Raw genomic sequence first — 19,725 nt, forward strand, 5'->3', positions numbered from 1 at the left:
CGTGTTTTATGTCTTATGAAAAAGTGAAGAGCGCTAAGAGCTTATGGATCGGAGCCAAGCAGACCAAAAAGGCGATTCAACAGGGGAAGGCACGTGAGGTCCTGATTGCGGCAGATGCAGATGAACACATCACGCAATCTTTGGTCCAGCTGTGCCGGAACCATGGAGTGGCCGTTCTTTACGTCGATTCGATGAAAGAGCTTGGAAAAGCTTGCGGGATTGACGTCGGAGCCGCAACGGCCGCGATATTGGAGTAAATAAATTGGAACGGCCGACCCAGACCTGACCGCGTGCCGAGTAATATGGGCGCGGTCGGTGTTTGGGTATGGCTTCCAATTTTGCGCGAAAAAATGAACCGCCTGGCTCTGTGGACTTACAATTGCGAGGAGGTGACACCTATGCCCACAATTAACCAATTAATCCGCAAAGGCCGGAAACGCAAAGTGGAGAAATCCACCGCACCGGCGTTGCAATACGGCTACAACAGCCATCGCAAAGAAACCACCCGGCAAAGCTCCCCGCAAAAACGGGGCGTGTGCACCCGTGTCGGGACCATGACGCCGAAGAAGCCGAACTCCGCGCTCCGGAAGTACGCCCGTGTCCGTCTTTCCAACGGCATTGAAGTGACGGCTTACATCCCGGGGATCGGTCACAACCTGCAGGAGCACTCCGTGGTACTGGTCCGTGGCGGACGGGTCAAAGACCTTCCTGGTGTCCGTTACCACATCGTCCGGGGCGCCCTTGACACCGCCGGTGTGCAAAACCGGATGCAGGGCCGCTCCAAATACGGTGCCAAACGGCCGAAAAAATAACATCACTGCACTAAGACAGCCAAGAGACAAAGGAGGGAAGACTTGTGCCGCGTAAAGGACCCATACCGCGCCGGGAAGTATTGCCCGACCCGATTTACAACAGCAAGCTGGTGACCCGTCTGATCAACCGGCTGATGTTGGACGGGAAAAAGGGAAAGGCCCAGCGTATCCTCTATGACGCATTCGATATCGTTCGTGAACGCTCGGGTAAAGATCCGATGGAAGTGTTTGAGCAGGCGATGAAAAATGTGATGCCGGTCCTGGAAGTGAAAGCACGCCGCGTCGGTGGTGCCAACTATCAGGTTCCGGTGGAAGTGAAGCCGGAGCGTCGCACCAGCCTCGCGCTTCGCTGGTTGGTCAACTACGCCCGCCTGCGGAATGAAAAATCCATGCAGGAGCGCTTGGCCAATGAGCTGATGGATGCAGCCAACAATACGGGTGCCGCTGTCAAAAAGAAAGAAGACATGCACCGTATGGCGGAAGCCAACCGCGCATTCGCCCACTATCGTTGGTAATCCGTTCACAGGCTCCATTATCTTTTGCCAACATGAAAGGAGACATTTCCGATGGCACGTGAATTCTCCTTGAAAGACACGCGCAACATCGGGATTATGGCTCACATCGACGCTGGTAAGACCACAACGACCGAACGGATTCTGTTCTACAGCGGCCGCGTGCACAAGATCGGTGAAGTGCATGAAGGCGCCGCCACCATGGACTGGATGGAACAGGAACAGGAACGGGGGATCACGATCACATCCGCTGCCACCACCTGTCAGTGGAAAGATCACCGGATCAACATTATCGATACCCCCGGACACGTGGATTTCACCGTCGAGGTGGAGCGTTCCCTGCGCGTTCTGGATGGGGCGGTGGGGGTCTTCTGCGCCAAAGGTGGCGTGGAACCCCAGTCCGAAACCGTCTGGCACCAGGCGGACAAATACCAAGTACCCCGTATCGCCTATATCAATAAAATGGATATCGTCGGTGCGGACTTCTTCGGAGCCGTCGAGCAGATGCGCGAACGACTCGGGGCCAACGCGGTTCCGATCCAGCTGCCGATCGGCAAGGAAGACGAGTTTGAAGGGATCATCGATCTGATCAAAAACGTGGCTTTCTATTACACCGACGACCTGGGCACCCGCACGGAAGCCCGGGAGATTCCGGATGAATACAAGGAACAGGCGGAAGAATACCGTACCAAGATGATCGAAGCGATCTCCGAGTTGGATGAAGAGCTGATGATGAAGTACTTGGAAGGGGAAGAAATCTCCGAAGACGAGTTGAAGAAGGCGCTTCGCAAAGGCGTCTGCAACGTGGAGATCATTCCCGTGCTGTGCGGCTCTTCCTACAAGAACAAAGGAGTTCAGCTGATGTTGGACGCCGTCGTCGACTACATGCCTTCCCCGCTGGACGTTCCTCCGATCCAGGGGGAACTGCCCGACGGCAGCGAAGCCGAGCGGAAGTCCGACGACAACGAACCCTTCTCCGCTCTGGCCTTCAAGATCATGACCGATCCCTATGTGGGGAAATTGACCTTCTTCCGGGTCTACTCGGGTACGCTGGATTCCGGTTCCTACGTGCTGAACTCCACCAAGGACAAACGTGAGCGGGTGGGACGGATCCTGCAGATGCACGCCAATTCCCGTGAAGAGATCAAGACGGTTTACGCCGGGGACATCGCCGCCGCCGTCGGCCTGAAGGACACCGGCACCGGGGATACCCTGTGCGATCCGAAACACCCCATCATCCTGGAATCCATGATCTTCCCTGAGCCGGTGATCTCGGTCGCCATCGAGCCGAAGAGCAAGAGCGATCAGGACAAAATGGCGGTCGCCCTCGCCAAACTGGCCGAGGAAGATCCGACCTTCCGGACGGAAACCAACGAAGAGACCGGGCAGACCATCATTTCCGGCATGGGCGAGCTGCACCTGGATGTCATCGTTGACCGACTGAAGCGGGAATTCAAAGTGGAGGCCAACGTGGGGAACCCGCAGGTGGCTTACCGCGAAACGATCCGCAGTTCGGCGAAGGTCGAAGGGAAGTTTATCCGGCAATCCGGCGGACGCGGTCAATACGGTCACGTCTGGATTGAATTCGAACCCATGGAAGAAGGCAGCGGTTTCGAGTTCGTCAACAAGATTGTCGGCGGGGTCGTCCCGAAAGAGTACATCCCGGCGGTTCAGGCCGGCGTGGAGGAAGCCCTTCAAAACGGGGTGCTGGCCGGTTATCCGATGGTGGACGTCCGGGCCACTCTGTACGATGGATCCTACCACGATGTGGACTCTTCGGAGATGGCCTTCAAGATCGCGGGGTCCATGGCGGTCAAAGCCGCCAAAGCCAAGTGTTCCCCGGTGCTTCTCGAGCCCATCATGAAGGTCGAGGTCACCGTTCCCGAAGAATACATGGGGGACATTATGGGTGATGTCAACTCCCGCCGCGGACGCGTGGAAGGGATGGAGAGCCGAGGCGGTGCCCAGGTGATCCGTGCGATGGTCCCCTTGGCCGAGATGTTCGGTTACGCCACCAACCTGCGTTCCCGGACTCAAGGCCGCGGGCAGTACACCATGCACTTCGACCACTACGAAGAAGTGCCCAAGTCCATCGCTGATGAGATCATCGCCAAAAACTCCGGCGAGTGATCCCTGGACCCTATCCCGGTGAAGAAGGTTGCGCGGGCGGTTGGCCCGCTCCGCAGCTTTCTCCCTTATACATCAACCTTAAATCGAAAGATCCAAAGGAGGATTTCGAGTCATGGCCAAAGAAAAGTTCGAACGTACCAAACCGCACGTGAACATTGGTACCATCGGTCACGTGGACCACGGCAAAACCACTCTGACCGCCGCGATCACCACGATCCTGGCGAAAACCGGCGGGTCTACCGCGATGGCTTATGACCAAATCGACAAAGCCCCGGAAGAAAAAGAGCGGGGGATCACCATCTCCACCGCCCACGTGGAATATGAAACCGAAAACCGCCACTATGCCCACGTGGACTGCCCGGGCCACGCCGACTACGTGAAGAACATGATCACCGGTGCGGCTCAAATGGACGGTGCCATCCTGGTCGTGTCCGCCGCTGACGGTCCGATGCCGCAAACCCGTGAGCACATCTTGCTCTCCCGTCAGGTCGGCGTGCCGAGCATCGTCGTATTCCTGAACAAAGTGGATATGGTGGACGACGAAGAGCTCTTGGAACTGGTGGAAATGGAAGTCCGCGAGCTGCTTTCCGAGTACGATTTCCCCGGGGACGACATTCCGGTGGTGGCCGGTTCCGCTCTGAAAGCCCTGGAGGACCCGAGCAGCGAGTGGGGTGAAAAAATCCTCGAACTGATGCGGAGCGTGGACGAATACGTCCCCACCCCGGAACGGGATAAAGATAAGCCTTTCCTGATGCCGATCGAGGACGTTTTCACCATCACCGGTCGGGGTACCGTGGCCACCGGTCGTGTGGAACGCGGTGTCATCAAGGTCTCCGATGAAGTGGAAATCATCGGGATCAAAGAAGAAACCCGCAAAACCGTTGTTACCGGGGTGGAAATGTTCCGCAAGATGATGGACGAAGCGGAAGCCGGTGACAACATCGGGGCTCTCTTGCGCGGTGTCAACCGCGAAGACATCCAGCGCGGTCAAGTGTTGGCCAAGCCCGGCACGGTGAAACCGCACACCAAATTTAAAGCCCAGGTCTACATCCTGAGCAAAGAAGAAGGCGGTCGTCACACCCCCTTCTTCAACGGATACCGTCCCCAATTCTACTTCCGCACCACCGACGTGACCGGCGTCATTCAATTGCCGGAAGGCACCGAAATGGTGATGCCCGGAGACAACGTCGAAATGGAAGTGGAACTGATCGCCCCGATCGCCATTGAAGACGGCACCCGCTTTGCCATCCGGGAAGGCGGCCGTACCGTCGGCGCCGGTGCCGTCACCGCGATCAACGAATAATTCCCGATCGCAAAGAAAGGACTCCCTGTGAGGGGGTCCTTTTTTTAATGGCCATTCCCGGGAAGTCTTTGAGCCGGATCCGGCCGATCCCAAATTTGAACGGGGATGGGGCTATGTCCGGATCTACGACATTTCCGACAAAAAGACCCCCCGTCTGATCAGCGATTACCGTTCGGAAAACTCCGTCCGTCAGATCAAAGAAGGAGAACGGGCCCCGGGCACTTACACCGTGCACGACCCCAAAGTGCAGGGAAACCTCCTCTACCTCTCCCACTATTCCGACGGTGTCCGGGTTGTCGACATTTCCGACCGGAAAAACCCCGTGGAAGTCGCTTCCTATGTGCCGGACCGGGCGATGGTCTGGGGGGTCTTTTTGCACCGGAACGAAATTCTGGCCTCGGACATGCGATCCGGTCTGAAGGTGGTCCGGTTGAGCCGGAGCGGCTACAAGGAACCGGTCCGATAAACATGGTAAAAAAGGAAAAGCCGGTCTTCGGGCCGGCTTTTATCATTTGATTAAAGGGAGAAGGTTTCGCTGCCGCAAGAGAAGAGGAAGAGGAGTTTCACCTTTGTTTCCCGAATAGAAATTGAAAAATCAAATCATTCCTGTATCTTTTTCGAGGGGGAGTTTGGGTGAACGCTGTTTTGTTGGCATTGTTGGGGTTTGTGGCCTTCTTCCTCGGCTATCGTTTTTATTCCAAGTTCATCGCGGAGAAAGTGTATCGTCTGGATCCGGATTATGTGACACCGGCACACCGGTACAACGACGGGGTGGATTATGTGCCTGCCAACAAACATGTGTTGTGGGGACACCATTTTTCCTCCGTCGCGGGAGCGGCTCCCATCCTGGGGCCGGCCATCGCCGTATTCTGGGGGTGGCTGCCAGCTCTTTTGTGGGTGATTCTGGGGACTGTTTTCATCGCGGGGGTGCATGATTTCGGATCGATTGTCGTGGCCAACCGCCACAAGGGAAAATCAATCGGGACGTTGACCCACCAGATCATCGGTCCCCGGGCCAAGACACTGTTCCTCCTGATCATCCTGTTTCTGATCATTATGGTGAATGCGGTGTTTGCCTGGGCGATCGCAAACCTCTTCATCCATTTTCCGGGTAGTGTGCTGCCGATCTTTATCGAAATTCCTCTGGCCGTCGCCGTCGGTTACATGGTGTACCGATGGAAAAAGGGGATCCTGTTTCCATCGATCGCCGCTCTCATCGTGATGTACGCCTTTGTGGTGGTGGGGTATTATGTTCCGGTCGATGTGACCGGATGGTCCATCGGGGGAATGGCGATCAATCCCTTCATCTTCTGGATCATCATCCTGATGGTGTACGGCTACATCGCCTCCATCCTCCCGGTCTGGACTCTGTTGCAACCCCGGGATTACATTAACTCTCACCAGCTCTTCCTCGGGTTGTTCATCCTGTATATCGGGATGTTTATCATGAATCCGGAAGTGGTGGCACCGGCGGTCAATCCGGACATTCCCGAGGGATCGCCTCCCTGGTTTCCGGTGCTGTTTATCACCATCGCCTGCGGAGCGATATCCGGATTCCACGGGTTGATCGGCTCGGGCACGACATCGAAACAGCTGGATAAGGAGACCGATGCCCGGTACATCGGTTACTTCGGTGCCATCGGGGAAGGAACGCTGGCGCTGTTGTCCATCATTGCCTGTGTGGCGGCTTTTTCCAACCTCGGAGAGTGGAAAGCCCACTACGCCACCTTTGCCCAGGCGGGAGACGGGGCGCTGAGTGCTTTTGTCAGCGGGGCCGCCCTGTTTGCATCCGGTCTGGGGATTCCCAAAGGGATCGCAGAGATTTTCGTCGCCGTGATCGTGATCAGTTTCGCCGCCACCTCCTTGGACACGTCGATCCGCCTGATGCGTTACATCATCAGTGAGCTGGGCGAATCTTACGGAGTGAAGGCGTTCACCAACAAACACGTGGCCGCCCTGTCGGGAATGGCGGTCAGCTTCTTCTTGATCTTTTCCCAGGAAAACGGAAAAGGCGGCTACCTGATCTGGCCCCTTTTTGGAACCACCAATCAGCTGGTGGGCGGGTTGACCTTGCTGGTCCTCTCCATTTGGCTCTGGCGCCTCTCCCGGAACATGGTCTACACCCTGTTCCCGATGATTTTCCTGTTGACCATGACTTCCTGGGCCATGTTCCTGAACCTCGTATCTTATTTTTCCAGCGGGCAGTATTTGCTGTTGATTCTCGGTTCCATTCTCTTCATTTTTGAAATCTGGCTGATCCTGGAGGCGTTCGTGATTTTCAGTCGGGGGAAGGAGAGCGTTCGGGGATTGGAGTCGGAAGCGTAACCCTTCGCATGCGTGGTAAAATGGAGCAAATGGAGGAATGAGGGAGGAGGGGACAGAATGAAACCGGTCCATGTTCTGTTGGTCCGGGAGGCCGACATGCAGATGTCTTCTTCGGGATGTTGCGGCCGGATCGAAGGGGATGCCAGCCGGTGGTCGGATCAGGGCTGTGTCTTTCCCCAGCGGAGGCGGATTATGGAGGAGATGGGCACCCTTTACCGGGCCATCCGGGACCGATTCGGAGACCGGGTCCGGGTGGATGCGGTGGATCCCCGCAACCTCTTTTCCTACACCGCTCTGATGTGGCAGGCCGGTCGCCGGGCGGGACTCTCCCCGGTGCGTCTGGGACGGAACTGGATGAAGGGATTCACATCGACTGCCGTCCTGGTCGATGGAAGCCCGGTGGCCGCAGGAAGCGTCCCCGAAACAGAAAAAGTGATTCGGGCGATTCAGGCCCGGCTGTCGGAAGAACCGGTCGCCTGACCCCTCGAGTGGTGAGAAACCCCCGGCCTGATGGAGGCCGGGGGTTTTGTGCCGGGGTTCAATCGTCCAGTTCGGCAAACACGATCTCGCCGGTGCGGGCGTTGATTTCCAGTTTGGCTTTCTTATCGTTCTCCAGCCGTATCTCCACCTTGAATACCGATTTTTTTCCCTGTTCCTCCAGTTCGATTTTTTGGATGGTGCCACCGGCTTGTTCCCGGGCGATGCGGGCGGCCGCTTCCGCGGTGATTTGCCCGTCTTCTCCCCGCAGAGGCGGAGCTTGTGTGTCAGAGGGGCCCGTGTCTTCACCGGTCTCCTTCGTTTTATTTCCCTCATCGGGGTTGGGAGAGGCTGTTGCCTCCTTTCCCCCGTCCTTTTCCTGCATGTACTGGTACACTCCCAACGCCACCCCTGCGGAGGCACCGACCGTGACAGCGGTGAGGGCGATGATCAAAAAAAATTTTGTCGCGTTCATAGGGGTCCTCCTTTTCTTCCTCAGGATACGATTTCTCCTGATCGGAATCAATCTCTTTTGGACTCCTCCGAAGGTTTAAAAAAGCGCCGGAATTCGCCCCGGCGGTTTGCATTGCAGGAAATGATCTCTTTTATTTCCATTTTATCATTCGCTGCTCAAAAAAGGCAGACTGTTTTGAAGAGAGACCTTCTGATAGGATAAACCCGGCCAACCAGGCCGTTGGGGAGGAGAGAGGGTGCGGCTGTTCCGTTTTGACCGGGAAAAGGGGAAAATCATCCGCAAGTTCCAGAGTCACGGGGTCCGGATCACACCGGTCCTCCGCAGGGACGGATTCACCCAGATCGGTTGCCTGCACCTGGATCCGGGATCGGTGCTGGGCTGTCACCCGGCGGCGGGACCCCAGCTGTTCCTCGTCGTCGGAGGAGAGGGGTGGGTCCGGACCGAAGCCGACGGCAAGGTGCCCATCCGGGCCGGCCAAGCCGCCTTCTGGGAGGAAGGAGAAGACCATGAATCCGGCACCGATGCCGGCATGACCGTCATCATTGTGGAAGGGGGAAAGATGCGGCCCGGGGAATGGATGGAGGAGGTGGGACGGAAATCAACATGATAAAGCTAAAAGCGTTGTGATTTAAGTTCGCTGCGAGAAAAGGGGAAGCGTTTACCCGGACCATGAAGCCTGGATGAATCTATAAAAATATGTTGTTCCTGGAGAAATCCTTGGTTAGAATGGCAGTCAGGCCGGTATAGATGGGAAGGGAGAAGGGACCGGACCTTGAAAAAACAAGGGGCAGGTCCCGCTTTTCCTTGCATTGGCCCGGTCATTTCCGTATAATAGGGAATGTTGGTTTTGAACGGCGATGATGTGGAAGGTTGCCGACACACCCGGCCCCTTTGCCATGGGGTGTGTGGGGAAATTTCCGCGGAGCAAGTTCATTTAAAAAATGAGCGAAAAGGAGGGGCATGCATGGCAAAGCAAAAGATTCGCATTCGCTTGAAGGCGTACGATCACCGTGTATTGGATCAATCTGCGGAAAAAATCGTCGATACGGCGAACCGTACGGGCGCGGATGTATCCGGACCGATCCCGCTGCCGACGGAGCGGTCTGTGTACACGATTCTTCGTGCGGTTCACAAATACAAGGATTCGCGGGAGCAGTTCGAGATGCGGACCCACAAGCGGCTGATCGACATCGTCAATCCCACGCCGCAAACCGTGGATGCGCTGATGCGACTCGACTTGCCGTCCGGCGTTGACATTGAAATCAAACTTTGAATCAAAAGCAAACCAGCCGTCAGGAGGTGTGCGACGTGAAAGGGATTCTCGGTAAAAAGCTGGGGATGACCCAGGTATTCACTGAAGATGGTACCTCCATCCCCGTAACGGTCATCGAGGCCGGTCCGTGCTCTGTGCTTCAGAAAAAAGAAGTGGAAACCGACGGCTATGAATCCGTGCAGCTCGGATACGGTGACAAGAAAGAGCACCGGGCCAACCGTCCGGAGACGGGCCACGCCAAAAAAGCGGGAACCACTCCCAAGAAGTTCATCCGTGAGGTCCGCGGCATGAACCCGGCCGAGTATGAACTGGGGCAAGTTTTGAAAGCGGACCTGTTCAGTGAAGGGGAAAAGGTGGATGTCACCGCCACGTCGAAAGGGAAAGGTTTTGCCGGCGCGATCAAACGGCATAACCAAGCCCGCGGTCCGATGAGCCACGGTTCCCGCTACCATCGCGGACCCGGTTCCTTGGGTGCCATCGACCCGATGCGCGTGTTCAAGGGCCAGACCCTCCCGGGACGCATGGGCGGCGAAAAAGTGACGGTTCAGAACCTGGAAATCGTCAAAGTGGATCCTGAGAAGAACCTGATCTTGATCAAAGGTTCCATCCCGGGTCCGAAAAACAGCTATGTTGTCATCAAATCCGCGGTGAAAGCCGCGCAATAACTGTTGACGGGAAGGAGGAGACGACATGCCGAAAGTGAACGTACTGGACCAAAACGGCAGCCCGGTGGGCGAGTTGGAATTATCCGATTCCGTATTCGGAATTGAACCCAACGAAACGGTTCTGCATGACGCGGTCGTGATGCAACAGGCATCGCTTCGCCGCGGGACCCATGCCGTGAAGAACCGTGCTGCCGTCCGGGGCGGTGGACGGAAGCCCTGGAAACAAAAAGGGACGGGTCGTGCCCGCCACGGAAGCATCCGTTCCCCGATCTGGGTTGGTGGCGGTGTGGCGTTCGGTCCCACGCCCCGCAGCTATGCCTACAAATTGCCGAAAAAAGTGCGCCGCCTGGCGATGCGCTCCGCGCTCAGTGCCAAAGTGAAAGCCAACGAACTGATCGTGCTCGACAAACTGACTCTGGACCAGCCGAAAACCAAAGAAATGGTGAGGGTTCTTTCCAACCTGAACGCCGATCGGAAAGCGCTGGTCGTTGGTGGCGAGTTCGACGAAAATGTGGCTCTTTCCGCGCGGAACATCCCCGGTGTGAAATTTATCGATGCCCAGGGTCTGAATGTCCTGGACGTGCTGAACCATGATAAATTGATCATCACCCGGGATGCGGTGTCTCGCGTAGAGGAGGTGCTCGGGAAATGAAAGACCCCCGCGATATCATCCGGCGCCCGGTGGTGACGGAGAAATCCACCGACCTCATGGAAGAGAACAAGTACGTCTTTGAAGTGGACTTGAAGGCCAACAAGACGGAGATCAAAAATGCCGTTGAAAAAATCTTCGGCGTCAAAGTGGCCCAGGTCAACACCATGCGGGTCAAAGGGAAACCGAAGCGTTTCGGCCGTTACGCGGGCCGTACTTCGGATCGCAAAAAGGCCATTGTCAAACTGACGGACGACAGCAAGAGCATCGAACTCTTTGAAGCCTGATAACCCAACGGAAAAGGAGGGAATCAAACCATGGGTATCAAACACTTTAAACCGACCTCCCCCGGCCGCCGGCAAATGACGGTCTCCACTTTCGACGAAATCACCACCGACAAGCCGGAGAAATCCCTGACCACCAACTTGGTCAAAAAAGCGGGAAGGAACAACCAGGGCCGGATCACCACCCGGCATCAGGGCGGGGGTCATAAGCGTAAATACCGGATCATTGATTTCAAGCGGAACAAAGACGGCGTTCCCGGCAAAGTTGCCACGGTGGAATACGATCCGAACCGCTCCGCCAATATCGCCCTGATCCATTATGCGGACGGGGAGAAGCGCTATATCCTGCACCCCAAAGGCCTGAAGGTGGGCGACACGATCCAGTCCGGACCCGATGCCGACATCAAGGTGGGGAACGCACTGCCGCTGGCTCAGATCCCCGTGGGCACCGTGATTCACAATATCGAATTGAAACCGGGTGCCGGCGGGCAAATGGTCCGTTCCGCGGGCACTCAGGCACAACTCCTGGGTAAAGAAGGGAAGTATGCGATCATCCGTCTTGCCTCCGGGGAAACCCGCATGGTGCATCGTGAGTGCCGCGCCACCATCGGTCAGGTTGGCAATCTGGACCATGAGCTGATCAACATCGGGAAAGCCGGTCGGTCCCGTTGGAAAGGGAAGCGGCCGACGGTCCGCGGTTCCGTCATGAACCCGGCTGACCACCCCCACGGCGGCGGTGAAGGCCGTGCCCCGATCGGACGCGTTTCCCCGGTTACGCCTTGGGGCAAACCGACCATCGGATACAAGACCCGGAAGAAAAACAAACCGTCGGATAAGTACATTGTGCGCCGTCGTCGCAACAAGAAGTGACGGACCCGATACAAGGCCATTGACCGAAAGGGGGTTTGATGCATGGGTCGCAGCCTGAAAAAAGGACCTTTCGCAGACGACCATCTGATGAAAAAGGTACGGGAACTGAACGAGAAGAACAGCAAGAAGGTCATTAAAACGTGGTCTCGCCGTTCTACGATTTTCCCCGAATTCGTGGGTCATACCATTGCGGTTCACGACGGCCGCAAGCATGTCCCGGTCTATATCACCGAAGACATGGTGGGCCACAAACTGGGCGAATTCGTGACCACCCGGACCTTCAGAGGGCATGCCGGTGACGACAAGAAGACCCGGAAACGGTAAACGGACGGATTTCTGACAGGTCAGCCAGAGAGGAGGTCAGGTGATGGAAGCGACGAAACCCAAAGCCAAAGCTGTAGCGCGCTATGTCCGAATCGCGCCCCGCAAGGCGCGTCTGGTCATCGATCTGATCCGCGGCAAATCCGTGGAGGAAGCGCTGGCCATCCTGCGGTTCACCCCCCGGGCCGCGTCGCCGATTATCGAGAAAGTGCTCCGTTCGGCGGTGGCCAATGCGGAACACAATTATGATATGGATCCGCAAAACCTGGTGGTGGAAAAGGCGACGGTGGACGAAGGGCCGACGATGAAACGGTTCCGCCCCCGCGCCATGGGGCGCGCCAGCCGCATCAACAAGCGCACCAGCCATATTACGGTGGTTGTATCTGAAAAATAAGGAGGGATAGAGTTTGGGTCAAAAAGTGAACCCGGTAGGGCTCAGGGTCGGCGTCATCCGTGACTGGGAGTCCAAATGGTACGGCGGCAAGGATTATGCCGACATGCTGCACGAAGACATCGAGATCCGTGAATTTCTGGCCAAGCGCCTGAAAGACGCGGCCGTCTCCAGCGTGGAAATCGAGCGGGCGGCCAACCGCGTCAACTTGACCATCAACACCGCCAAGCCGGGGATGGTGATCGGCAAAGGCGGATCCGAAGTGGAAGCCCTGCGCAAGGAATTGACCAAACTGACCGGAAAGAAAGTGCACATCAATATCAACGAAATCAAAACTCCTGAACTGGATGCCCGTCTGGTGGCGGAGAACATCGCGCAACAACTGGAGCGTCGGGTTTCTTTCCGCCGCGCGATGAAACAGACCATTCAGCGGACGCTGCGCGCCGGCGCCAAAGGGGTTCGGACGCAGGTGAGCGGCCGTTTGGGCGGTGCCGACATCGCCCGGACCGAAGGCTACAACGAAGGCACGGTCCCGCTGCACACCCTGCGTGCAGACATTGATTACGGTGTCGCGGAAGCCCACACGACCTACGGACGGATTGGAGTGAAAGTGTGGATTTACCGCGGTGAGGTGCTCCCCTCCAAGAAAAAGGGAGACGCGGAAGGAGGTAAGTGACGATGTTAATGCCGAAACGCACGAAGTTTCGTAAAGAACATCGCGGTCGGATGAAAGGCCGGGCCAAGGGCGGAACGGAAGTGACCTTCGGCGAATACGGTCTGCAGGCGTTGGAACCTTCCTGGATCACCAACCGGCAGATCGAAGCGGCCCGGATCGCGATGACCCGTTATATCAAGCGTGGCGGTAAAGTATGGATCAAGATTTTTCCGGACAAACCGATCACCCAGAAGCCTTTGGAGGTGCGGATGGGTAGTGGGAAAGGGTCTCCCGAAAAGTGGGTGGCCGTCGTGAAGCCCGGAAAGATCATGTTTGAACTGGCGGGTGTCCCGGAACACGTGGCCCGCGAAGCCATGCGCCTGGCTGCCATGAAACTTCCGATCAAGACCAAATTCGTAATTCGAGATGAAGCGGGTGGTACGAATGAAAGCTAAAGAGCTGGTTGAAATGACCACCGCCGAGATCGAACAGAAGCTGGCTTCGCTGAAGGAAGAGCTGTTCAACCTCCGGTTCCAAGCCGCGACCGGGCAGTTGGACAATCCCGCCCGGATCCGGCAGGTTCGCAAAGACATCGCCCGCTGCAAGACAGTGATGCGCGAGCGCGAACTCGGAATCGAAAGGAGGAAAAAGGCATGAGCGAAGAACGCAACCGCCGCAAGGTTCGCACAGGCAGGGTCGTCAGCGACAAGATGGACAAAACGATCGTTGTCGCGGTGGAGACTTACAAAAAGGATCCCCTGTACGGCAAGCGTGTGAAATACAGCAAAAAATTCAAAGCCCACGATGAGGAAAACAAAGCCAAGAAAGGCGATGTAGTCCGGATCATGGAAACCCGCCCGTTGTCCAAAGACAAACGGTGGCGCTTGGTCGAAATCGTGGAAGAAGCCGTGATCGTTTAACCCAGTACTGACTGGCGGAAGGAGGGAAACCGATGATTCAGCCGCAAACCCGTCTGCGCGCTGCGGATAACTCCGGCGCGAAAGAACTGATGTGCATCAAAGTCTTGGGCGGCTCCAAGCGCAAATCGGCCGGGATCGGCGATGTGATCGTGGCTACGGTGAAACAAGCTACACCCGGGGGCGTTGTCAAGAAGGGGGATGTGGTCAAGTGCGTGGTGGTTCGCACGAAGCGGAACACCCGCCGCAAGGACGGCTCCTACATCCGGTTTGACGAAAACGCCGCCGTGGTGATCCGGGATGACAAGAGCCCGCGGGGAACCCGTATTTTCGGCCCGGTTGCCCGGGAGCTCAGGGAACGCGACTTCATGAAAATCATTTCGCTGGCTCCGGAAGTACTCTGATCCCCGGCTGATGACTTGCGTAAATGACCGGTTGAAGGAGGTGCCAACATGGCCAAACGTCCGAACAAGCTGCACGTGAAAAAAGGTGACACCGTGATCGTCATGCGGGGAAAGGACGCTCCCACCCGTGACAAAAACGGCAAGATGGTTTACACCAAGGGGCGCGTTCTGAAGGTGTTCCCGGAGGAGCAGCGTGCACTGGTGGAAGGCGTCAACATGGTGAAAAAGCACACCCGTCCCTCTCAGGACAACCCGCAGGGGGGGATCGTCGAACAGGAGGCCCCCATCCACATCTCCAACCTGATGTTGGAGGATCCGAAGACCAAAGAACCCACACGGGTGGGTTACAAATTCACGGAAGGCAAAGGCGGCAAAAAGCAGAAAGTCCGCTACGCAAAAAAATCCGGAGAAGTGATCGACTGATCTTGAGCGGAAAGGAGGATGGAAACGATGGCAGTACCTCGCCTGAAAGAACGGTACCAAAAGGAAATCGGTCCGGCCCTGATGAAGAAGTTCGAATACAAGTCGCCCATGCAGGTGCCGAAAATCGAAAAGGTCGTCATCAACATGGGAGTCGGTGAAGCGGTTCAAAACCCGAAAGCCCTGGATGCCGCAGTGGAAGATCTGACCCGGATCTCCGGCCAAAAACCGGTGGTCACACGGGCCAAAAAATCCATTGCCGGTTTCAAACTCCGGGAAGGGATGCCCATCGGGGCCAAAGTCACCCTCCGCGGACAGCGGATGTATGATTTCCTCGACAAACTGATCAATGTGGCCCTGCCCCGTGTCCGGGACTTCCGCGGCGTTTCCCCGAAAGCCTTCGACGGACGGGGGAACTACACTTTGGGGCTGAAGGAACAGCTCGTCTTTCCCGAAATCGAGTATGACAAAGTGGATAAAGTGCGCGGAATGGACATCGTGATCGTCACCACGGCCGATAACGATGAAGAAGCCCGTGAACTGCTGACCCAGATGGGAATGCCTTTCCGCAAATAAAGGAACGGATCATGAGACACCGACAAACTGATGCAAAGGAGGGAATCCGTTGGCCAAAAAATCGATGATCGCAAAGGCGAAACGCAACCCGAAGTACCAGGTGCGATCTTACACCCGTTGCGAGCGTTGCGGGCGTCCGCACTCCGTGATCCGGAAGTTTCGTCTCTGTCGGATCTGTTTCCGCGAATTGGCTTATAAAGGGCAGATTCCCGGTGTGAAAAAAGCGAGCTGGTAATCGAAAGTGGAAGGAGGGATAGAGCATGGTGATGACTGACCCGATTGCTGACATGCTGACCCGGATCCGTAACGCGAACCTGGTTCGCCACGAGAGCCTGGAGGTACCCGCATCCAAACTGAAGCGGGAGATTGCGGAAATCCTGAAGCGGGAAGGGTTCATTCGCGACGCTGAATATATTGAGGACGGCAAGCAGGGGATTTTACGGATCTTCTTGAAATACGGCCCCAACAACGAACGGGTGATCACCGGGCTGAAACGGATCAGCAAGCCCGGTCTGCGCGTGTACGCCAAGAGCGACGAAGTTCCGCGAGTGCTCCGCGGCCTCGGGATAGCCGTGTTGTCGACCTCCAAAGGGGTCATGACCGATAAAGAAGCCCGCCAAGCCAATGTCGGCGGCGAAGTTCTGGCGTACATCTGGTAAAAATTCGGATACGGATGGAGGTGAACCAAATGTCCCGTGTCGGTCGTAAGCCGATCACCATCCCCAACGGGGTGGAAGTGAAACTGAACGGTACGGAAGTGAGCGTGAAAGGACCGAAGGGAACGCTGACCCGTACGCTGCACCCGGATATTAATGTCAAAGTGGAAGACAACCAAGTGATCGTGGAACGTCCGAGCGACCACCGCAAACACCGTGCGTTGCACGGCACGATCCGGAGCCTCTTGGCCAACATGATCGAAGGTGTCACCAACGGTTACACCAAAACCCTGGAATTGAACGGGGTGGGCTATCGTGCCCAAAAGAAAGGCAACAAAGTGGTATTGAACGTGGGGTACTCCCATCCGGTGGAAGTGGAACCTCTGCAAGGGGTCGAGCTGGAGGTACCCAGCCAAACCCAGGTGGTCGTGAAAGGGATTGACAAAGAACTTGTCGGCGCCCAGGCCGCCAACATCCGCTCGGTCCGGGAGCCCGAACCCTATAAAGGGAAAGGGATTAAATACGCTGATGAGCGTATCCGCCGCAAGGAAGGGAAGACCGGGAAGTAACGCTGACCAGAAAGGAGTGAAAGCGGCATGATCCAGAAGGCTGATCGGAACAAAAGCCGGAAACGGCGCCATTTCCGGGTGCGCAAGAAAATCATGGGCACCGCGGAGCGGCCCCGTCTGAACGTGTTCCGTTCCTCCAAAAACATTTATGCTCAAGTAATCGACGACATCAACGGCCACACCTTGGCTTCCGCCTCCACCCTGGATGCTGAACTGAAAGAGAGCGGCATCTATGGCGGCAACGTGGAAGCGGCCCGCAAAGTGGGTGAGCTGATCGCCAAACGGGCGAGTGAAAAAGGCATCAAAAAAGTGGTCTTTGACCGGGGCGGTTACATCTACCACGGACGGGTCAAAGCCTTGGCGGAGGGTGCCCGCGAAGGAGGTCTCGACTTTTGAGCAAAGGAGGTAGAACGATGAGGGGCGATCAGGCGAAAGACGAACTGCTCGAAAAAGTTGTCAGCATCAACCGTGTGGCCAAAGTGGTGAAAGGCGGTCGACGCTTCAGCTTCAGCGCGCTGGTGGTGGTCGGCGACGGTAAAGGCAAAGTGGGCGCCGGGATCGGCAAGGCGGCCGAGGTGCCGGAGGCCATCCGCAAAGGTATGGAAGTGGCCAAGAAAAACATGATCACGGTCCCGCTTTCGGGAACCACCATCCCCCACGAAATCATCGGCCGCTACGGTGCCGGACGCGTGCTGATGAAACCGGCCTCCAAAGGTACCGGTGTGATTGCCGGCGGTGCTGTCCGTGACGTGCTGACCGTGGCGGGTGTCGGCGACATCCTGACGAAGTCCACGGGTTCCAACAATCCGATCAACATGGTCCGGGCCACCCTCAACGGGATCGAGAACATGAAGCGGCCGGAGGATGTGGCCAAGCTGCGCGGAAAATCGGTTGAAGAGTTACTGGGATAAGGAGGGATGATCATGGCGAACAAACTGGCTATCACCCTCAAACGGAGTATGATCGGCCGTCCCGAATCCCAACGGGTCACCCTTCGAACCCTGGGGCTCAAAAAACGGGAACAGACCGTCATCCAAAATGACTCCCCGGCCATCCGCGGGATGATCAACAAGGTGAAGCACCTGGTCGACGTGAAAGAAGTACAAGAGTAAGGAACGCCTGATAACCACAAGAGACGACAGAGGAGGTGCGAAGGGTGAAACTTCACGAGCTGAAACCGTCCAAAGGCTCCCGCAAAGAAAGGAAACGCGTGGGCCGCGGAATCGCAGCAGGACAGGGAAAAACCGCCGGCCGCGGGCATAAAGGTCAGAAAGCCCGTTCCGGCGGCGGTGTGCGTCCCGGTTTTGAAGGGGGGCAAAACCCGATCTACCGGCGTCTGCCGAAACGGGGGTTCACCAACCCGACCCGCAAAGAGTACGCGGTGGTAAACCTCGACACCCTGAACCGGTTTGAAGAGGGGACCGTGGTGACCCCGGATCTCTTGAAAGAAACCGGTGTGGTGAAGAATCTGAAAGACGGTTTGAAAGTGCTGGCCAACGGAGAACTGAACGTGAAACTGACCGTAAAGGCCCATAAGTTCTCGAAGAGTGCACAAGAAAAAATCGAGAATGCCGGAGGCACGACGGAGGTGCTCTGATGTTTCAAACCGTGAGCAACATTTTCAAAGTGGAGGATCTCCGGCGCCGGATTCTCTTCACCCTGGCGATGCTGGTGGTTTTCCGGATCGGCAGTTACATTCCCGTCCCCAACACCAACAATGAGGCGTTGAAAGCATTGGCCGAGCAGACCGGCAGCGGGGTGTTCGGGCTGATCAACACCTTTTCGGGCGGTGCTCTTCTCAACTTCTCCATCTTTGCCATGGGTATCATGCCATACATTACGGCATCGATTATCGTGCAGCTGTTGACGATGGATGTGATCCCCAAGTTTGCCCAATGGGCCAAAGAGGGGGAAGTGGGGCGGCGCAAACTGGCCAAGGTGACCCGTTACGGAACGATTGTGCTGGCGCTCATCCAGTCAATCGGTCTCACCATCGGTTTTGAACGGGCCGGTGCCGGATTCGGCGGGTTCATCAACGATCCGAGCTTTGCCACCTACGCCTTGATTTCACTCACTCTGACCGCCGGAACCGCGTTCCTGATGTGGTTGGGGGAACAGATCACCGACAAAGGGATCGGCAACGGGATCTCCATTTTGATCTTTGCCGGGATCATCGCCGGCATCCCGCCGGCCGCGAGCCAGATCTACGAAAGCCAGTTCGCCAATGCCGGTGACCAGATCTTCCTTCACATCGTGAAACTTCTGATCATCGTGCTGGTACTGGTCCTGATCGTGGCGGGCGTCATCTTCATCCAGCAAGGGGTGCGCAAGATCCCCGTCCAATACGCCAAACGCGTAGTGGGACGGAAGATGTACGGCGGGCAATCCACCCACATCCCGATGAAGGTGAACGCCGCAGGGGTGATTCCCGTGATCTTCGCCCTGTCACTTCTGATCTTCCCCCCGACGGTCGCCAGCTTCTGGAGGGGGAACGCGGTGGCCGACTGGATCATCGCCAACTTCAGTTACAATGCCCCGTTGGGCATGGTGATCTATGTCTTTCTGATCATCGGGTTTACCTACTTCTACACTTTTGTGCAGATCAACCCGGTGCAGCTGGCGGATCAAATGAAGAAAAACGGAGGTTACATTCCCGGCATCCGTCCCGGAAAAAACACCTCCATTTACCTGACGAAGATCATGAACCGGATCACTCTGGCCGGGGCGCTGTTCCTGGCAGCGGTCTCCATTCTGCCGGTCTTCTTCACCACGATCGCCGGACTGCCGCAATCGGTTCAGATCGGCGGGACGTCACTCCTGATCGTTGTCGGGGTGGCGCTGGAAACGATGAAAAACATCGAGAGCCAACTTATCAAGCGGCACTACAAAGGGTTTATCAAGTGATCGGGACCCCGGAGATTTTCCGGGGATCGTCCTTACACCGGACCCGACTCTTATCGCACGAGCTTGCGGGACGATTGAGAACGACTGAACCATCGGTGCCGGATGGAACGGACCGCCAGGGCTCGCGAACCGAACCA

Annotated in this window: 32 protein-coding genes; 31 read left to right on the top strand and 1 reads right to left on the bottom strand. The window is 56.6% G+C overall.

Features of this window, described 5'->3' with window-relative positions:
- Positions 1–8 precede the first annotated feature (8 nt).
- The 8 genes from C8P63_RS12790 to C8P63_RS12825 all read left to right on the top strand — a co-directional run bounded on the left by C8P63_RS12790 (position 9) and on the right by C8P63_RS12825 (position 7,562).
- Positions 9–257, top strand: a complete 249-nt coding sequence (locus tag C8P63_RS12790) for a 50S ribosomal protein L7ae-like protein (protein ID WP_108024798.1) — start codon at positions 9–11, stop codon at positions 255–257.
- A 141-nt stretch (positions 258–398) separates the two neighbouring features.
- The gene (gene rpsL, locus C8P63_RS12795) at positions 399–812 is read left to right on the top strand and encodes a 30S ribosomal protein S12 (protein WP_108024801.1); all 414 of its coding nucleotides are present in this window, start codon (positions 399–401) and stop codon (positions 810–812) included.
- A 44-nt stretch (positions 813–856) separates the two neighbouring features.
- Positions 857–1,327 (top strand): 30S ribosomal protein S7, encoded by a 471-nt coding sequence (rpsG, locus tag C8P63_RS12800; protein WP_108024803.1) that lies wholly within the window; start codon positions 857–859, stop codon positions 1,325–1,327.
- Positions 1,328–1,378: 51 nt separating this feature from the next.
- The gene (fusA, locus tag C8P63_RS12805; protein ID WP_108024805.1) at positions 1,379–3,454 is read left to right on the top strand and encodes an elongation factor G; all 2,076 of its coding nucleotides are present in this window, start codon (positions 1,379–1,381) and stop codon (positions 3,452–3,454) included.
- A gap of 112 nt (positions 3,455–3,566) precedes the next feature.
- Complete coding sequence (tuf, locus tag C8P63_RS12810) at positions 3,567–4,757, top strand: elongation factor Tu (protein WP_108024807.1); 1,191 nt, start codon at positions 3,567–3,569, stop codon at positions 4,755–4,757.
- Between the two features lie 229 nt (positions 4,758–4,986).
- Positions 4,987–5,223, top strand: coding sequence for an LVIVD repeat-containing protein (locus C8P63_RS12815; protein WP_245920879.1), 237 nt, complete (start codon positions 4,987–4,989; stop codon positions 5,221–5,223).
- Positions 5,224–5,390: 167 nt separating this feature from the next.
- On the top strand, positions 5,391–7,082 hold the full coding sequence (locus C8P63_RS12820; RefSeq protein ID WP_108024811.1) for a carbon starvation CstA family protein: 1,692 nt from the start codon (positions 5,391–5,393) through the stop codon (positions 7,080–7,082).
- A gap of 57 nt (positions 7,083–7,139) precedes the next feature.
- The gene (locus C8P63_RS12825) at positions 7,140–7,562 is read left to right on the top strand and encodes a hypothetical protein (RefSeq protein ID WP_108024813.1); all 423 of its coding nucleotides are present in this window, start codon (positions 7,140–7,142) and stop codon (positions 7,560–7,562) included.
- A gap of 58 nt (positions 7,563–7,620) precedes the next feature.
- On the opposite strand, the gene C8P63_RS12830 is transcribed toward C8P63_RS12825, so the two are convergent.
- A complete protein-coding gene (locus C8P63_RS12830) occupies positions 7,621–8,034 on the bottom strand; it encodes a PepSY domain-containing protein (RefSeq protein WP_108024815.1) in 414 nt (137 codons plus the stop codon).
- Between the two features lie 235 nt (positions 8,035–8,269).
- Here C8P63_RS12830 and C8P63_RS12835 point away from each other — a divergent pair, with 235 nt between their 5' ends.
- From C8P63_RS12835 to secY, 23 genes are all read left to right on the top strand, one after another.
- The gene (locus C8P63_RS12835; RefSeq protein ID WP_108024818.1) at positions 8,270–8,641 is read left to right on the top strand and encodes a cupin domain-containing protein; all 372 of its coding nucleotides are present in this window, start codon (positions 8,270–8,272) and stop codon (positions 8,639–8,641) included.
- A 357-nt stretch (positions 8,642–8,998) separates the two neighbouring features.
- Positions 8,999–9,307: a 30S ribosomal protein S10 gene (rpsJ, locus tag C8P63_RS12840; protein ID WP_108024820.1), complete on the top strand. Its 309-nt coding sequence runs from the start codon at positions 8,999–9,001 to the stop codon at positions 9,305–9,307.
- 35 nt (positions 9,308–9,342) lie between these two features.
- A complete protein-coding gene (gene rplC / locus C8P63_RS12845) occupies positions 9,343–9,972 on the top strand; it encodes a 50S ribosomal protein L3 (RefSeq protein ID WP_108024823.1) in 630 nt (209 codons plus the stop codon).
- A gap of 25 nt (positions 9,973–9,997) precedes the next feature.
- Positions 9,998–10,624, top strand: a complete 627-nt coding sequence (rplD, locus tag C8P63_RS12850; protein WP_108024825.1) for a 50S ribosomal protein L4 — start codon at positions 9,998–10,000, stop codon at positions 10,622–10,624.
- Positions 10,621–10,908 (top strand): 50S ribosomal protein L23, encoded by a 288-nt coding sequence (rplW, locus tag C8P63_RS12855; RefSeq protein ID WP_108024828.1) that lies wholly within the window; start codon positions 10,621–10,623, stop codon positions 10,906–10,908. Before rplD ends, rplW begins: the two co-directional genes overlap by 4 nt.
- Positions 10,909–10,938: 30 nt before the next feature.
- Positions 10,939–11,775 carry a 50S ribosomal protein L2 gene (rplB, locus tag C8P63_RS12860; protein WP_108024830.1) on the top strand — a complete coding sequence of 279 codons (837 nt, stop codon included), beginning with the start codon at positions 10,939–10,941 and terminating at the stop codon, positions 11,773–11,775.
- A 42-nt stretch (positions 11,776–11,817) separates the two neighbouring features.
- Positions 11,818–12,099 carry a 30S ribosomal protein S19 gene (rpsS, locus tag C8P63_RS12865; RefSeq protein ID WP_108024832.1) on the top strand — a complete coding sequence of 94 codons (282 nt, stop codon included), beginning with the start codon at positions 11,818–11,820 and terminating at the stop codon, positions 12,097–12,099.
- Positions 12,100–12,142: 43 nt separating this feature from the next.
- Positions 12,143–12,490 carry a 50S ribosomal protein L22 gene (rplV, locus tag C8P63_RS12870; protein WP_108024834.1) on the top strand — a complete coding sequence of 116 codons (348 nt, stop codon included), beginning with the start codon at positions 12,143–12,145 and terminating at the stop codon, positions 12,488–12,490.
- Between the two features lie 13 nt (positions 12,491–12,503).
- Entirely contained in the window at positions 12,504–13,163 is a 660-nt protein-coding gene (gene rpsC, locus C8P63_RS12875) for a 30S ribosomal protein S3 (protein WP_108024836.1), read from the top strand.
- A gap of 2 nt (positions 13,164–13,165) precedes the next feature.
- Complete coding sequence (gene rplP / locus C8P63_RS12880; RefSeq protein WP_108024838.1) at positions 13,166–13,597, top strand: 50S ribosomal protein L16; 432 nt, start codon at positions 13,166–13,168, stop codon at positions 13,595–13,597.
- Positions 13,587–13,799, top strand: coding sequence for a 50S ribosomal protein L29 (gene rpmC, locus C8P63_RS12885; RefSeq protein WP_108024840.1), 213 nt, complete (start codon positions 13,587–13,589; stop codon positions 13,797–13,799). The genes rplP and rpmC overlap by 11 nt, the downstream gene beginning before the upstream one ends.
- Positions 13,796–14,062, top strand: a complete 267-nt coding sequence (gene rpsQ, locus C8P63_RS12890) for a 30S ribosomal protein S17 (RefSeq protein ID WP_108024842.1) — start codon at positions 13,796–13,798, stop codon at positions 14,060–14,062. The genes rpmC and rpsQ overlap by 4 nt, the downstream gene beginning before the upstream one ends.
- A 32-nt stretch (positions 14,063–14,094) precedes the next feature.
- Positions 14,095–14,463, top strand: coding sequence for a 50S ribosomal protein L14 (gene rplN, locus C8P63_RS12895; protein ID WP_108024844.1), 369 nt, complete (start codon positions 14,095–14,097; stop codon positions 14,461–14,463).
- A gap of 48 nt (positions 14,464–14,511) precedes the next feature.
- A complete protein-coding gene (gene rplX, locus C8P63_RS12900) occupies positions 14,512–14,886 on the top strand; it encodes a 50S ribosomal protein L24 (RefSeq protein WP_211308284.1) in 375 nt (124 codons plus the stop codon).
- Between the two features lie 27 nt (positions 14,887–14,913).
- A complete protein-coding gene (rplE, locus tag C8P63_RS12905; RefSeq protein ID WP_108024846.1) occupies positions 14,914–15,459 on the top strand; it encodes a 50S ribosomal protein L5 in 546 nt (181 codons plus the stop codon).
- 49 nt (positions 15,460–15,508) lie between these two features.
- On the top strand, positions 15,509–15,694 hold the full coding sequence (locus C8P63_RS12910; protein WP_108024848.1) for a type Z 30S ribosomal protein S14: 186 nt from the start codon (positions 15,509–15,511) through the stop codon (positions 15,692–15,694).
- Between the two features lie 25 nt (positions 15,695–15,719).
- The gene (gene rpsH, locus C8P63_RS12915; protein ID WP_108024850.1) at positions 15,720–16,118 is read left to right on the top strand and encodes a 30S ribosomal protein S8; all 399 of its coding nucleotides are present in this window, start codon (positions 15,720–15,722) and stop codon (positions 16,116–16,118) included.
- 29 nt (positions 16,119–16,147) lie between these two features.
- Positions 16,148–16,684: a 50S ribosomal protein L6 gene (gene rplF / locus C8P63_RS12920; protein ID WP_108024852.1), complete on the top strand. Its 537-nt coding sequence runs from the start codon at positions 16,148–16,150 to the stop codon at positions 16,682–16,684.
- 27 nt (positions 16,685–16,711) lie between these two features.
- Positions 16,712–17,080, top strand: a complete 369-nt coding sequence (gene rplR, locus C8P63_RS12925; protein WP_108024855.1) for a 50S ribosomal protein L18 — start codon at positions 16,712–16,714, stop codon at positions 17,078–17,080.
- A 17-nt stretch (positions 17,081–17,097) separates the two neighbouring features.
- Positions 17,098–17,595, top strand: coding sequence for a 30S ribosomal protein S5 (gene rpsE / locus C8P63_RS12930; RefSeq protein WP_108024857.1), 498 nt, complete (start codon positions 17,098–17,100; stop codon positions 17,593–17,595).
- A gap of 12 nt (positions 17,596–17,607) precedes the next feature.
- Positions 17,608–17,796 carry a 50S ribosomal protein L30 gene (gene rpmD / locus C8P63_RS12935; RefSeq protein ID WP_108024859.1) on the top strand — a complete coding sequence of 63 codons (189 nt, stop codon included), beginning with the start codon at positions 17,608–17,610 and terminating at the stop codon, positions 17,794–17,796.
- A gap of 44 nt (positions 17,797–17,840) precedes the next feature.
- The gene (gene rplO, locus C8P63_RS12940; RefSeq protein ID WP_108024861.1) at positions 17,841–18,281 is read left to right on the top strand and encodes a 50S ribosomal protein L15; all 441 of its coding nucleotides are present in this window, start codon (positions 17,841–17,843) and stop codon (positions 18,279–18,281) included.
- Complete coding sequence (secY, locus tag C8P63_RS12945; RefSeq protein ID WP_108024863.1) at positions 18,281–19,588, top strand: preprotein translocase subunit SecY; 1,308 nt, start codon at positions 18,281–18,283, stop codon at positions 19,586–19,588. The genes rplO and secY overlap by 1 nt, the downstream gene beginning before the upstream one ends.
- Positions 19,589–19,725: the final 137 nt, after the last annotated feature.

Origin of the sequence: Melghirimyces profundicolus (genome assembly GCF_003054245.1) — a bacterium.
GTDB lineage: Bacteria > Bacillota > Bacilli > Thermoactinomycetales > DSM-45169 > Melghirimyces > Melghirimyces profundicolus.